Below are 12636 nucleotides of genomic sequence, written 5' to 3'. Positions count from 1 at the left end.
GGGCTGCGGCTGGCCCGGCTGCTGCGCGAACTGCGGCGCCGCGGGCTGCGCCGGGGCCGCCGGAGCCGCGAACTGCTGGTGCGCGGGCTGCGGCGCGAAACCGGTCGGCTGCTGGGTCGGCTGGGGCGCGTACCCACCGGGCTGCGGTGCGAATCCACCCGGCTGCTGACCGACCGGGGCGAAATCGGAGAATCCGGAGGACTGGCGCATCACGCCGCCGCCCGAACGCGCCATGTGCCCGTTCAGCAGGGTCGCCCAGAGCGCGGGGATGAACGCGCCCGCGACGGTGTAGCCGACGCTGCCCCGGGCCTCGGTGGTGAGGCGGTGGTAGGCGATCAGTCGCACGATGTAGCCGATGATCGCGAGGCCGGGCACGAGGAACGCGAGGATCAGCCAGCCCGGCAGATCGGCGCGCTGCAGCAGGCGCCAGTCGTTCCAGACCGGGATCCATCCGTGGGACGACGGCAGGTCGAGCTTGGGGAACAGCCGCGAGAGCGCGGCGAGGTACCAGATGTACAGTCCGAGACCGATCAGACCGGACACCCCGAACATGACCCAGAAGGGAGCATTCCCCATATCGCGAACTCCTCTACACGTTCCCCGCAAGCGCCGATACGCTGCCGATTCTTCCTTACCGGCAGCTCAGCGGCAAACCTTGCCGCAGAATACCGCGGAATTCGCGGATCCGGAATTCTGAATCCGCGCTGGTGTTCCTCCCCGGATATCGCGTTGCGGTTATCCGGTCGCCTCGTGCGCGGTGGGCACGTACGCGAGCTGGCCGATCTGCAGGCCCCGGGATCGCGAGATCACCTGAGCCCGCCCGGGAACGCTGGGGATCGCCTTGACCTTGCCGATCAGCTGGCCCTCCTCGGGATTGCCGCTCAGCAGGATGCCGGTCACGCCGAGGTCGGTCATGCCCTGCAGGATCGGGTCGTAGGCCGCACGCGATGCGCCGCCCGACCGCCGTGTGACGATGACGTGGAGCCCCACGTCGCCGGCCTGCGCCAGCAGCTGCGCGAGCGGGGCGGCGGGATTGCCCTGCTGGGTGGCGACGAGGTCGTAGTCGTCGATCATGACGAAGCCCTCGGCGCCGCTCCACCAGCTGCGGTTCCGCAGTTGCTCGGCGGTGACGTCCGGGCCCGGGAGCCGGTCGCGGAAGAACTCGACGAGCTGGTTCACCGCGCCGACGGCCTGGTCGGCGGTCGTGAGGTAGGCCCCCAGGTACTCCTCGGGGATCTCGCCGAGGTGGGCGCGTCGGTAGTCGACCATGAAGATGCGGGCGGCGCCCGGTTCGTAGCGTCGGCTGATCTCGTGGACGAGGGTGCGCAGCATCGAGGACTTGCCCGACCCCGAATCCCCGTAGAGGAAGAGGTGCTGTTCGCGGGCGGGATCGATCCCGATCGGGGCGAGCTCCGCCTCGTCGAGGCCGAGCAGCAGGGTCTTCGGATTCGCGGCCGGGTGCGCCCGGAGCTCGTCGAGCGGCAGCCGTTCGGGCAGCAGGCGCAGCTTCGGTCCGGGCTCGCGCTGCCAGGCGCTGCCGATCTTCGCGACCAGGTCCTCGACGCCATCGACGAGGGTGTCCGCTGCGGTGTCGCCGTCGATCCGGGGCAGCGCGGTGAGCATCTGCAGTCCGGCCGGGTCGAGGCCGCGGCCGGGGATCGCGGTGACGTTGCCCGCTGCCCGGCGGTTGACCTCCGAGTCGGAGGGGTCGCCGAGCCGCAGCTCGATGCGCCCGCCGAGCAGGTCCTTGATGTTCGGGCGCACGTCCAGCCACCGGCTGGCGGTGAGCACGATGTGGACGCCGAAGCTGAGTCCGCGGGCGGCGATCTGCTGGATCGCGACCTCGAGCGCCTCGTAGTCGCTGCGGAGCGTCGCCCAGCCGTCGATCACGAGGAAGATGTCGCCGTAGCCGTCGTCGAGCGCCCCGGGTTCGCGGCGAGCGCGGTAGGTGTCGATCGAGTCGATCCCGTTCTCGCGGAAGAACGCCTCGCGCGCGTTGAGCAGCGAGGTCACCTCGGCCACCGTGCGGCGGATCACCTCGGGTTCGCCGCGGGTCGCGAGCCCGGCGAGGTGCGGCAGGTCCCGCAGGCCCGCGAAGCTGCCGCCGAAGTCGATCACGAAGCACTGCACTTCGAACGGGGTGTGCGTGAGCGCCAGGGCGGAGACCAGCGTTCGGGCGACCGTGCTCTTGCCCGACAGGGGCGCGCCCACGATCGCGACATGGCCCGCGGCTCCCGACAGGTCGAGGGTGAGCACGTCGCGGCGCTGCTGCAGCGGCACGTCGGTGATGCCGATCGGCACCGTGAGCCGGCGGTGCTCCCGCCAGCGCGGGGCGTGCAGGCCGAGCTCGTAGCTGACCGCCAGCTTGCCGAGCAGCTGGTCGAGCGTTGCGGGCTCCTCGAGCGGGGGCAGCCACACCCGGTGGGCCGCGGGGCCCTGACCGGCCATGCGGGAGACCGCCAGTTCGAAGGTGCTGCGGTCCTCGACCGGCTCCGCGGCGGCGAGCTCGGCGGCCCGGCGCTCGGCGGTCGCCTCGGCCGCTGCGGCCTCGGCCACGGGGTCCGACAGGTCCTGCGCGGCGGCCGTGAAGGGGACGATCCGCATGGCCTGGGCCGTGCCGTCCGCGGCGTCGGCGGCCGCGGTGATGCGGCGGGCCGGCGGCGGGCCGGAGACGTAGGCGGCTCGGAACTGCGTGAGTTCGGTGTCGCTGCCGACCTTGAGCAGGCCGCCGCCCGGCTCCTGCGGCAGGTGGTAGGCGTCGGGGACCCCGATCACGGTGCGCGATTCCGCGGCCGAGAAGGTGCGCAGGCCGATCCGGTACGAGAGGTGGGTGTCGAGGCCCTTGAGCCGGGATTCCTCGAGCCGCTGCGAGGCCAGCAGGAGGTGGACGTGCAGGGATCGGCCGAGCCGGCCGATCGCGACGAACGATTCGATGAACTCTGGCTTCGCGCTCAGCAGCTCGGAGAACTCGTCGGCGACGATCAGCAGCGCCGGGAGCGGGGGCAGGTCGTCGCGCCCGTTCTTGCGCGCCTTCTCGTACTCGCCGACGTTCACGAAGTTGCCCGCGGAGCGCAGCAGCTCCTGCCGGCGCACCATCTCGCCCTGCAGCGCGTCCTGCATGCGGTCGACGAGGCTGATCTCCTCGCCGAGGTTCGTGATGATCGCCGAGACGTGGGGCATGTCGGCCATGCCCGCGAACGTCGCGCCGCCCTTGAAGTCGACCAGCACGAAGTTGAGCTGCTCGGGCGAGTGGGTGAGGGCGAGGGAGAGCACGAGCGTGCGGAGCACCTCGGACTTGCCCGAACCGGTCGCGCCGATGATCAGGCCGTGCGGGCCCATGCCCTGCGAGGCGGACTCCTTGAGGTCGAGGACGAGCGGGGCGCCGTCGGTGTCCTGGCCGATGGGCACGCGCAGCCGGTCGCGCTCGGGGAGGATCCGCCACTGCTGCGACAGGTCGAGGTCGCGGACATCGGGCATTCCGAGCAGCTCGAGCAGATCCTGCTGCCGCTTGCTGGTGCGCGACACCGGGCCGTTCCCGCCGAGCTCGCGCGCGAGCGGCGCCAGTCGTCGCGCGACGGCCTCGGCTTCGACGAGGCTCATGTCGTCCGGCACGATGGTTTCCTGCTGCGCCCGCCCCTCCGCGAGCTCGGCGATGCCGCCCGAGACGTGGATGCGCGCGGTCTCCGGGTCGTCGTTGTCGTCCCAGGTGTTCGGCAGGTCGAGCACGGTGACGCCCTGGAGTCCGCCGGCGAACACCGAGTCGCCGGGCGAGACCCGGGCGCCGTCGACCACGACCAGCAGGTGCGGGCCGGGGAATGGGGTGTCGGGGACGAATCGGGGGCGTTCCCGCAGGTCGGCCGGCAGCATCCGCAGCAGCGTCGGCAGGTCGGAGCCGATCATGCGCGCGGTTCCGAGCGAATCGCGCAGCCGGGAGGACTGCGTGTGCGGCAGCCACTTCGCCCACTCCCAGTGCGGGAGCGCGTCGGGACTCGCCGCGATCACGATCTGCAGGTCGTCCGGGCTCTGCAGGGAGGCGAGGTGGGTGATGATGCCGCGGGCCAGGCCCCGCAGCGGATCGAGATCCTCGCCGACGAGCTGGATGCTGCGGAACCGGCTGAGCCTCAGATAGGTGGGCAGTCCGCTCTGCGTGTCGTGCGTCATGATGAAACGGTGCGCGGCCGTCGTGGCGACCGGGTCGAGGTCGGTGATCGGCGGCAGTTCGGGGGCGACCAGGTTCAGGCAGAGCGGCTGGTCGCTGACGCCGATGCGAGCGGCGAGGTGATCGTCGACGTTGGGATCGCGCTCCCAGACGCGGGTGCCGTCCTCGACGAGGTAGGAGAGCGTCTCGGGTGCCGGATACCGCCAGTTGCGCTCGCGCCGCTGCGCCTTCGCGGCCGTGCGCACCGTGGTGCGCAGCTCGGACAGGTAGGCGAGGTACTCGCGACGCGAGCTGAGGATCGTGGCCTGGCGGGTGGCGCGCTGCCGCCAGCCGTTCACGAAGACGAAGCCGAGGGCCGAGATGAGGAACATCCCGCCGGTGATCCATCCCGTCGGGCCCGCGTTGCTGACCGACACCATGATGATCGCGCCCACGCTGCCCAGCATGGGCAGGGCGGAGGTCAACATGCTGCTGCCGCCGTCGCCCGCTTCGAGCTCGGGCGGGGTCTGCAGCGTGACGTTGCCGGAGGGCACTCGCGGCGGGGCGAGACGACTGCTCACTCGGTTGTGCTCCTTAGCGCTCGTCGGACGACCGTACCGGTTCGTACTGGCAGCCTAGTCGCTTCGATCCGCTGTTTCAGCACGCATCTACGAGTCAGGGAAGGCGCAGCAGCTGCAGCGTCTCGTCCTTGCCGATGACATATCGGGTGATGCCCGGAACCGTTCCCGGGCCGAGCTCGGATCGGTGCTGCTGGGGCGCGGGGAGCCAGGACCAGACGAAGGCGAGCAGCGCCTCGTTGCGCGTCCGAAGTTCCGGGCGCTGCCGGAACGCCCCGACCTCCACGCCGACGACGCCCTGCTGGAAGCAGAGCTCCACCAGGTGCGCGGCCTGCGGGTAGGTGCGGAAGTTGTCGACGATCATGACGAACTCGGCGGCCGGCATCGGCCCGGTCCTCTCGGTGCCGATGGTCCCCGCGTCGAAGTCGATCACGATGCGTTTGCGCAACTTGAGGACGACGATCGGGACGAGGATCGCGTTGACGACGAGCAGCAGTGCGATCGCGACCGCGGTCTCGATCCAGGACCGGTCGACGACGAGTGCGATCGCGGCGCGAACACCCAGCACGAGAAGCAGCACCGCGTTCATGCCGCCGAGGAGCAACCACCACGGCGTCGGGTTCTGCTGCCGGAAGACGTGCACGCCCGTGGAGTTCAGCAAGTTCCCGTTCGAATCAGTCATCCGAAGAGTCGTCGCCTCGGCCGCCTGCCCGCGAGGCGCGCGCAGCGGGGCCGCCGTCACCCTCATCCTCGAGCTTGGGCGCCAGGTAGCCGCCGAGGCCGCGCTTGCTGCCCTTCTTGTCGGCACCTGCGGCTCCGCCGCCACCGCCCATCATCATTCCCGGACGGCCGCCACGAGCACCCGAGGCACCGGACCCGCCGGCACCCGCACCGCTCGCGCCGCCGGCGCCCGCCGCCGTCGCGGCACCGCGCAGGCCTCCGCTCACGCCGAGACCGGCAGCACCCTGGCCGAGCCCTGATGCTCCGCCCAGCACACCGCCGAGCCCGCTTCCGCTGCTCGCGATCTTGGCACCCGCGGCGAGACCGACCGCACCGAGACCGGCAGCGCCGAGCCCCGTCCGCCCGATGGTGCCGTCGAGCCGACTGTCGACGCTGGGGCCGTCGCCGGGGTTCCGAGGACCGTCACCGCCCGGGCCAGGATCTCCGCCCGGGGTCGGCGGTTCCGGACGCACGGGAGGCTCTCCGGGGAACGGCGGGCGTCCCGGATTCGGCGGTCCGTCGGGATCGGGACCAGGCACTTCGTTGCCCGGCCCGGGGCCCGGAACACCTGGGTGGGTGCCCGGACCGGGGAGGTACGGACCGCGATTGACGCCGGGGCCGCCGCCGACACCGCCGCCGGGACCTCCAAGTACGGGACCGCCTGTGCCAGGTTCTCCATCTCCAGGACCGCTCGATCCCTGCTTGGGTTTCTTAGGTCCTACGTGTTTGCCGTAGACCGGATCGAATCCTCGCTCGATCAGGGCGTCGAGCGATTCCTTTTTCTGGCCGATCGATTCGCGAAGCTCGATGACCGCTTCCTTGGCCCGGTCCTCCCGCTGGTTCGCGAAGAACAGGCCGGCCGTCAGCATGCCAGCAGGACCGGTGAGCGCCCCGATGATGCCGTACTGCGCCATCGGCTCCGGCTTGCCCCGGTCGATTGCATCGCGCACTGCGGAGGGCAGATCACCGGTCGGCAGGCTGTTGAGCTTCGCCTGCGCCTCGCTGCGCACATCTTCGCTGTGCTGGTCGATCAACGCATGAACCTTCTGCACCCACTCCGAGGCGTTTCTGAACGTCTCGACGATCGCCGTGAGCTGCGTCTCTGCAGCGTCTGCAGCGTCGCCCTCCCAGTGACCACTCTGGATCGCATCGCGCACGCGCTCGACACGCCGCTTCAGAGCGTCGAGCGAGCTCTGCATTTGTGTGAGCTTGTCGATCCGCCAGTTCACACCGGATGCGAGGCGGACAAGTTCGTCTTCGGCGGCGCTCATGCGGCTCCTCCCGGATGATGCTGTTCGGCAGGCGTCTGCACAGGTGCCTCTGGTGGGACGCTTGAGGGGACTCGCGTAGCACCGGGCTCACCCCCCGACTGCCTGCGCTTACGCTTCGCTGTCGACACAGCGATCACCGCGACAACGGCACCGGCCAGCACCAACACACCGATTCCGGCGAGGACCCATGGCAGCGGCGAGTCGGAACCGGTATCGGGCTTCGGATCCTTCGAGTACGGTGACCAGGCGGGTTGTCCGGTGGCATCCACCACGCCCTTGTCGCCGGCCTTCACCGCCTTGAGGAGATTCACGGCCGGGGGGAACGGGCCCGTGCTCCAGGCGCATTCCCACTCGCCCTTGGCATTGATGGTGCCCGAGTAGCCGCGACCCTGGCAGCGAGGGTCCTTCAAGGATGTCACGTAGGTAGGCATCTCGGCCGGGAGCTGGGCGAGGTCGACGGCAAGCATCCCTGCGGGATTCAGGTACCCGTAGCCAACGTGGGTGTCGATCCAGTCCGGTTCGTGTACCGCTCCGTTTCCGGTGGTGCGCACGAGCCCCTGCACTACCTGGGAAGCAGACGCTTCCGGGTGCTTCTGGAGACCCAGTGCGATCGCACCAGCAACCAAGGGAGTGGCGTACGAAGTGCCCGAGATTTCAGAGGCCCCCCACCCTTCAGCGGTGCCGACACCCAGCAGCTTCGATCCCGGTGCGGCGAACGCCATCGATCTCGATCCATCTCCGATCTCCTGAGTGTCTGGATCGGCGAGTTGCGCTCCATCTGAGTCGACTGCCGAGACAGGGACCACCCCATTCATATCCCACGGACCACCGACCAGCTGGAAGCCTTCTCCGGGATTTGCCGTACCCACAACAATGGGGACACCGGCGATATGCGCTTCCGCAACAGCTTGCGCCCAGTCTGCCGCTGAGCCCCCCAGCAAAGATACGGAAATCACATCGGCGCCATCACGGATTGCCGCTCGCGCCGCCATGGAAGTCGGATCGAATGCAGCAGCTCCCGCAAGATTCTCCGTGACTCTGGGCTTCTCAAGATCAGCGCCCTCCAGACGGACATCTCGCGTGAGGTCGATGCCGCCAGTCGGCACGGTGGGGTCCTGAACCTTGCATGACTTCGCGTTGTCTACTTTCCCGGTCCCGTAGAACCAGATCTCCGCGCCCGGTGCGATACCGCGGGCGCCGAGCCCGCCGTCCCCGGCTTTCCCGTTACCGACGATCATCGCAGCGGCGTTGGTCCCGTGCGCCGCGAGCTTTGGGTCTGTGGAAACGACATCCGATGGCTTCTTCGTCTTCGGGTCGAAGCAGGTTGCACCCTTCACGGTGATGTTTGCCCCCCTCAGCTCGGGCGCATCAGGATTGATCGCTTCGTCGATGACCGCGATCTTCACGCCTGCGCCGGTGGCTCCCTCAGCGCGCAGCTTCGCAAAATCGAACCACTTTTCGGCATACCACAAAGCGCTCGCCCGCTGCTCCGTTGGCATCTCGCCGGACGCCACCGCCGGCGCTGACAACATCGTCAACAATCCGATGGTCGTGATCGCCGCGAACCCGGCCAACCTGTTCCCGCGCATCAGTGGGACCCCGGCTTCCCGAGTCCCGGACGTTCAGAATTGGAAGGTTTGTCCACGGACTGCGCCGGCGCAGGGCCTTCACCAGTGACCTCGGTCCGGACTCCCTCGAGATCGGCAAGGAGCTTTCGCAGGGCCTCGGTCGCTTCGGCTTCAGTCGCGCGCTGCTCCGATATCGACGTCCGAATCTTCTCTTCTGCATCCTGCAACCGTCGTTCCAACTGCTGAATCTTGGCGGAGATGCGACTCCCTGATGCCTTGAGGCCGAAGCCGTAGTCATACGCGACTCCTCGAGTTTCACCGCTCACAGCCGCCATCTCTCCCTCGCTGGGGAGCTCGCCCGTGGAACCGCGCAGAGTGCCCAGCAAGTCCTCGAAACCTGCCGACAGGCTGATCCGCTTAGCACCCATGTTCCACTCCCGTGCCTTCTGAACTACTCATCATGTTTCTCGAAGCGGCGCCGAAGGCCTCATCACTCCAGGTGCGAATCCGACTCTCGCTCTGAAACAGTTGGCGTCTACGATTGGCCATATGTCCGTCCCCGAATTCATGCAGCCTCAGCTCCTGCCGCTTCACTCGAAGCTCGTGTCCGTCGCGCGGAGCGCGCCACGCTACTACTTGGCCCTGCTGATCGCGCTCCCCGTCACGCCGCTCCTCGCAGTGGCGTCCGGATCTCCGGCGCTGCAGGTCGCGCTCTGCGCGCTTCCGGTACTCACGACGGCCGGACTCATGACCTGGCAGCTCCTCATAGCGCGGGCCGCGGCTCTGCGGTTTCCCGTGCTCAGTCTCGCTGCGCTCGGGCCGCTCATCACAGGCATCGGCCTCATCGCCGTCTACGGCGCCACGGACCTGCTGCTCCACATCACGCTGCAGCTCAATACGCAGACCATCGCTCTCGCTGCGGTTCTCATCCTCGCAGGAGTCGCCAAACCGTGCAGTGACATGCTTCTCGTCGCCCGCTCCCTCGCGGACGCTCAGCGCATGTACGGCCCGGCAGGGCTCATCGAGCTCTGGAAGTACCAATCCGCTCAGTTCCCTTCGCGCTAGGCGGTGGCGACGGCCCGAGGCCAGGAGACCTGGGCAGCCTTCACGGCATCCTCAAGCGCGACCTTACCGCGGTCGGTGATCCGGGTGAGGTCGTCCCACTCGTTCTTGAAGAGGAAGTAGAGACTCACGAGCAACGACACGATCGCAACGATGGCACCGATGATCGTCGCAAGCGAAAGGGCGAGGCCCACGATGCTGAGGCCTGCGGAGATGAGGCCGGCGGTGAGGTTCGACCAGAAGGTGTCCAGTCCGTTCGCGAGATCGTTCAGAGCGGACGTCGCCGCAGTGGCCGACGGCTCGAGCTTCTTCGGCGCGTCCATCTGCTTCACATATCGGTCGTAATAGGCGGTGCCGGCGAGCCCCTGCCAGGAATGAGCCGCCTTGATCGGCGAATCATCGAAGGAGTCCCGCAGGCTGTTCAGCGCATCGACCACTTCGGCTTGCAGCGTCTTGGCCGCGGCGCGCAACGCTCCCGGATCGCCGGTGCCATAACTGAGCACGTCAGCGACGATCCGTTCGAACTTCTTGAGTTTGGCGAGGAATTCCTTCCACCTCTCGAACACTTCCGACAGCAGGTCCTTCGCCCAATCGGGCACGATCGAGATCACACCGTTCACCCCGGACACGAAGCCGTTGATGGTGGTGTCGAATTCAGCGAGCGCGCCGCGGAAGGCAGCCTGGGTAGCAGTCATTCGACGCTTACTCCTCAATCTGTTTGGCGAGGTCCGTGAACCGCGTCTCGGCGGCCTCCTCGGCTTCGTGGTACGTCATTCCAGCTGCGGTCAGCACCCTCTGCAGACCCAAGTACTGCTCATTCCCGGTCCCGAGATTGGTGAGCAAATGAGTGCGGATGGATCGATAGCCCACAGCGAGCCCGTAGCCCCACATCGAGAATGCGTCGTTCGGCAGGTCCACTCCGGCCAGCGCCCCCCGAATCGCCGCGGCTCTCTCAGCAGCACTCCCCCAGGTCTTCGCATCCGTGTCCAGGTCGCCGAATGTGACCCAGAGTTCGTCGTCGCTCATGACGGATCCTCGCTTCGTCCGGACAGAACAGCGACGTATCGGCTCGCGCTCCCGGGGCCGTTCAGGTTCTGCGTTTGGTTGTGCTCATCGACCGCTGCGCGGTATGCGGCCTCAACGTCATCGGCGATCACCCGGCCGGTCATGCCCGCTATGCGTCGTTCGTCGAGGCTGAGCGACTGCATCCCGCCCGAGCTGTCGAGCTGCACCGTCGCAAGCCCACGGGGGCCTCGACCGCCGAACCCTCGAGCGCTGCGGGCGCGCGCCTGCTCGAACAGTTCGTGCAACCGCTCCACGAACTTCGCGTCTTGCATGGCGGCGCGGAACTCGGGGTCACTCCCCAAGCTCTCCGCTTCGGAACGCATGACGGTTCCAGGATCGAACTCTTCCTCGGCTCTGTCCGAAACCGTATCCACATTGACGGCGAAGCGCGAGCGCTGCGCGTCCGAATACGCGGCCTGGATCGTCGGGGCGAGTCCCCCGACTCCGACCCGGCTCTCCCAGTCTGGCGAGACGCGCACACCCACGAGTCCGGGAGCGACACGAACCTCGACCGTGTTCGAAGGATCTCGACCGTTACCGGTTTCCGCTGCTAGCGGAGCCTCGTCCAGGAGCTCCTGCTGCAGGCCGACAGACTCCTCCAGCACATTGCCCAACCGCTCGCCGATCTCGTGGCGAAGCCGCTCGGCGTCCTCGAATTGCACGTGTTCCGTCATACGAACTGCTCCGCAACCGTGCGGTCGGATGCGCCGTACTGCTCCGCGACTTCCTGGGCTGCCACTGCGATCAGGTGCAGCAACTGCCGCATCCTCTCCAGCGAACCGCTCGCGGCCGCCTGAGCGAGCGCATACGACTGCTGGGCGTCACCGCTCCACAGCTGGAGCAGCTGCTGCACCTGCGCGTCGAGGTTCGCGAGCTGGGTAGAGATACCGGACGACCCCGAGTCGAGGGCCGACGCGAGTTCGCTCAGCTGCCCGATATCGACCTTTAATGATTCCGACACGTCTCGTCCGGCACCTCTCGATTAGAAACGCCCCGCGTTGCGGGCGTCGCTGGCGTTGTACGCCTGCGAGATCTGCTCGGTGCTGCTCGAGATGCGCTCGAGCAGGCTCTGCATCTCGGTGAGCGACTGCGTCCACTGCCGCTGCGCGGCGTCGTACGAGTTCTGGGCTTCACCGCTCCAGGCCGCACGCAGGCGCGAGACCTCGGACTCGAGGCGCTCCAGCTCCGCGCGAATGTTCTGGGCTCCGGTACGGATCTCCTGCGACAGCACGCTCACCTGAGCGGTCTGCACCGACATCGACTGCATCAAATTCTCCTTGGTCTCAAAAACTCACGTAGGCGGCGCTCAGGCGCCCGACATCATCGCACCGAGGCCCGAGATGGCCTGCTGGTGCTCCTGCTCGGTCGCGGCCTGATCCTGCTCGGTGCCGCGGAGCGCGTTCTCGAGATCGACCAGCACGTTGTTGAGCTTGCTCGTCTCGGCGTCCCAGCGCTGCATGAGCTGGGTGAACGAACCGGCGGCAGCACCGGTCCAGTAGGCGCGCAGCTGCTCGATATCGCCGCGGACCTTCTTGGTCTGCTGGTCGATGCCGGCCTTCGCCTCGGCGACGGCCTGCTGTCCCTTGCGAAGGGCTCCTTCTTCAGCGGAAATAGTCTGAGCCATGTCGACTCCTCCATCTTCGGTTTCCAGCGCCGCACGGGGCGTGCCGGCACGTCTGCAGATGGTCCCGTATGGAGCCACCGGTCCGAACATACGTCAAAGACGCCGGAATCGCCAGAAAGGTTGAAATTCCAACAATCTCGCCGGTGTCGGAGCCGCCCGAAACCGGGGGCTCAGAGCTCGCCCGTGACAACCCCGACCGTGAAGCTGCGCATGCCGATGCGCACACTCGCGCCCTCTTCGAGACGGACCCGCGCTCCCGGCGCCAGAGCCGAACCGACTCCCGTGTCGTCCACGATCTCCGAGCCGTTCGTCGAGCCGAGATCCGTCACCCAGACGCTGTCGCCGCGGTACTCGAGCCGCAGGTGGGTCTTCGAGACCGATCCGTCCTGGTCGGCGACCGCTACGAGCTGATCGTCGGCATCGATCGGATCGGGGCGGCGGCCGAGGTTCGCGGCGGCCGGGATCCGCAGGCGGATCCGCTGCCCGGAATCGAAGGAGAGCACGAGCATCTCACCGATCTGCGGTTTCGGCGGCGCGGGAGCGATCGGGGCGTCGACCGCGACGACCCCGGCCGGCAGCGGAGCGGACGCCGGTGCCGGTGCCGGTGCCG

At 68.0% G+C, this 12636-nt stretch carries 13 protein-coding genes and 1 pseudogene; 1 reads left to right on the top strand and 13 read right to left on the bottom strand.

The window, feature by feature from the left end; genetic code table 11:
- The 6 genes and pseudogenes from XM48_RS18135 to XM48_RS17695 form a co-directional block, all read right to left on the bottom strand.
- Positions 1-576, bottom strand: a pseudogene (locus XM48_RS18135) (hypothetical protein); the annotation flags it as partial.
- Positions 577-735: 159 nt separating this feature from the next.
- Positions 736-4719: a type VII secretion protein EccC gene (locus XM48_RS00960; protein ID WP_046453902.1), complete on the bottom strand. Its 3984-nt coding sequence runs from the start codon at positions 4717-4719 to the stop codon at positions 736-738.
- A 94-nt stretch (positions 4720-4813) separates the two neighbouring features.
- Entirely contained in the window at positions 4814-5398 is a 585-nt protein-coding gene (locus XM48_RS00955) for a hypothetical protein (protein WP_156174888.1), read from the bottom strand.
- A complete protein-coding gene (locus tag XM48_RS16750; RefSeq protein WP_052961212.1) occupies positions 5391-6707 on the bottom strand; it encodes a hypothetical protein in 1317 nt (438 codons plus the stop codon). Before XM48_RS16750 ends, XM48_RS00955 begins: the two co-directional genes overlap by 8 nt.
- Positions 6704-8281, bottom strand: coding sequence for a S8/S53 family peptidase (locus XM48_RS17345; RefSeq protein WP_197074114.1), 1578 nt, complete (start codon positions 8279-8281; stop codon positions 6704-6706). Before XM48_RS17345 ends, XM48_RS16750 begins: the two co-directional genes overlap by 4 nt.
- Positions 8282-8295: 14 nt before the next feature.
- Entirely contained in the window at positions 8296-8703 is a 408-nt protein-coding gene (locus XM48_RS17695; RefSeq protein ID WP_156174886.1) for a hypothetical protein, read from the bottom strand.
- A gap of 121 nt (positions 8704-8824) precedes the next feature.
- Between XM48_RS17695 and XM48_RS00945 the strand changes: the two genes are divergently transcribed.
- Positions 8825-9340 carry a hypothetical protein gene (locus tag XM48_RS00945; protein ID WP_046453900.1) on the top strand — a complete coding sequence of 172 codons (516 nt, stop codon included), beginning with the start codon at positions 8825-8827 and terminating at the stop codon, positions 9338-9340.
- Here XM48_RS00945 and XM48_RS00940 read toward each other — a convergent pair.
- From XM48_RS00940 to XM48_RS00910, 7 genes are all read right to left on the bottom strand, one after another.
- Positions 9337-10050 carry a hypothetical protein gene (locus tag XM48_RS00940; RefSeq protein WP_197074113.1) on the bottom strand — a complete coding sequence of 238 codons (714 nt, stop codon included), beginning with the start codon at positions 10048-10050 and terminating at the stop codon, positions 9337-9339. The genes XM48_RS00945 and XM48_RS00940 overlap by 4 nt on opposite strands.
- A complete protein-coding gene (locus XM48_RS00935) occupies positions 10040-10363 on the bottom strand; it encodes a hypothetical protein (RefSeq protein ID WP_046453898.1) in 324 nt (107 codons plus the stop codon). Before XM48_RS00935 ends, XM48_RS00940 begins: the two co-directional genes overlap by 11 nt.
- A complete protein-coding gene (locus tag XM48_RS00930; RefSeq protein ID WP_046453897.1) occupies positions 10360-11076 on the bottom strand; it encodes a hypothetical protein in 717 nt (238 codons plus the stop codon). Before XM48_RS00930 ends, XM48_RS00935 begins: the two co-directional genes overlap by 4 nt.
- Entirely contained in the window at positions 11073-11363 is a 291-nt protein-coding gene (locus tag XM48_RS00925) for a WXG100 family type VII secretion target (RefSeq protein WP_052961211.1), read from the bottom strand. Before XM48_RS00925 ends, XM48_RS00930 begins: the two co-directional genes overlap by 4 nt.
- 21 nt (positions 11364-11384) lie before the next feature.
- Positions 11385-11669 (bottom strand): WXG100 family type VII secretion target, encoded by a 285-nt coding sequence (locus XM48_RS00920; protein ID WP_052961210.1) that lies wholly within the window; start codon positions 11667-11669, stop codon positions 11385-11387.
- A 39-nt stretch (positions 11670-11708) separates the two neighbouring features.
- Positions 11709-12026, bottom strand: coding sequence for a WXG100 family type VII secretion target (locus XM48_RS00915; protein ID WP_046453895.1), 318 nt, complete (start codon positions 12024-12026; stop codon positions 11709-11711).
- A 170-nt stretch (positions 12027-12196) separates the two neighbouring features.
- Positions 12197-12636 (bottom strand): FHA domain-containing protein (locus tag XM48_RS00910; RefSeq protein WP_156174885.1); only part of this gene is annotated, 440 nt, incomplete at its 5' end.

The organism is Leucobacter sp. Ag1 (assembly GCF_000980875.1).
GTDB lineage: Bacteria > Actinomycetota > Actinomycetes > Actinomycetales > Microbacteriaceae > Leucobacter > Leucobacter iarius.
This window is presented reverse-complemented; position numbering and strand designations above follow the sequence as displayed.

What these genes read in the sequence shown, in the direction of transcription:
- XM48_RS17695 (WP_156174886.1), bottom strand. Translation starts at nt 8,703, where the DNA reads ATGGGTGCTAAGCGGATCAGCCTGTCGGCAGGTTTCGAGGACTTGCTG.
- XM48_RS00935 (WP_046453898.1), bottom strand. Translation starts at nt 10,363, where the DNA reads ATGAGCGACGACGAACTCTGGGTCACATTCGGCGACCTGGACACGGAT.
- XM48_RS00915 (WP_046453895.1), bottom strand. Translation starts at nt 12,026, where the DNA reads ATGGCTCAGACTATTTCCGCTGAAGAAGGAGCCCTTCGCAAGGGACAG.
- XM48_RS16750 (WP_052961212.1), bottom strand. Translation starts at nt 6,707, where the DNA reads ATGAGCGCCGCCGAAGACGAACTTGTCCGCCTCGCATCCGGTGTGAAC.
- XM48_RS00920 (WP_052961210.1), bottom strand. Translation starts at nt 11,669, where the DNA reads ATGCAGTCGATGTCGGTGCAGACCGCTCAGGTGAGCGTGCTGTCGCAG.
- XM48_RS00955 (WP_156174888.1), bottom strand. Translation starts at nt 5,398, where the DNA reads ATGACTGATTCGAACGGGAACTTGCTGAACTCCACGGGCGTGCACGTC.
- XM48_RS00930 (WP_046453897.1), bottom strand. Translation starts at nt 11,076, where the DNA reads ATGACGGAACACGTGCAATTCGAGGACGCCGAGCGGCTTCGCCACGAG.
- XM48_RS00945 (WP_046453900.1), top strand. Translation starts at nt 8,825, where the DNA reads ATGTCCGTCCCCGAATTCATGCAGCCTCAGCTCCTGCCGCTTCACTCG.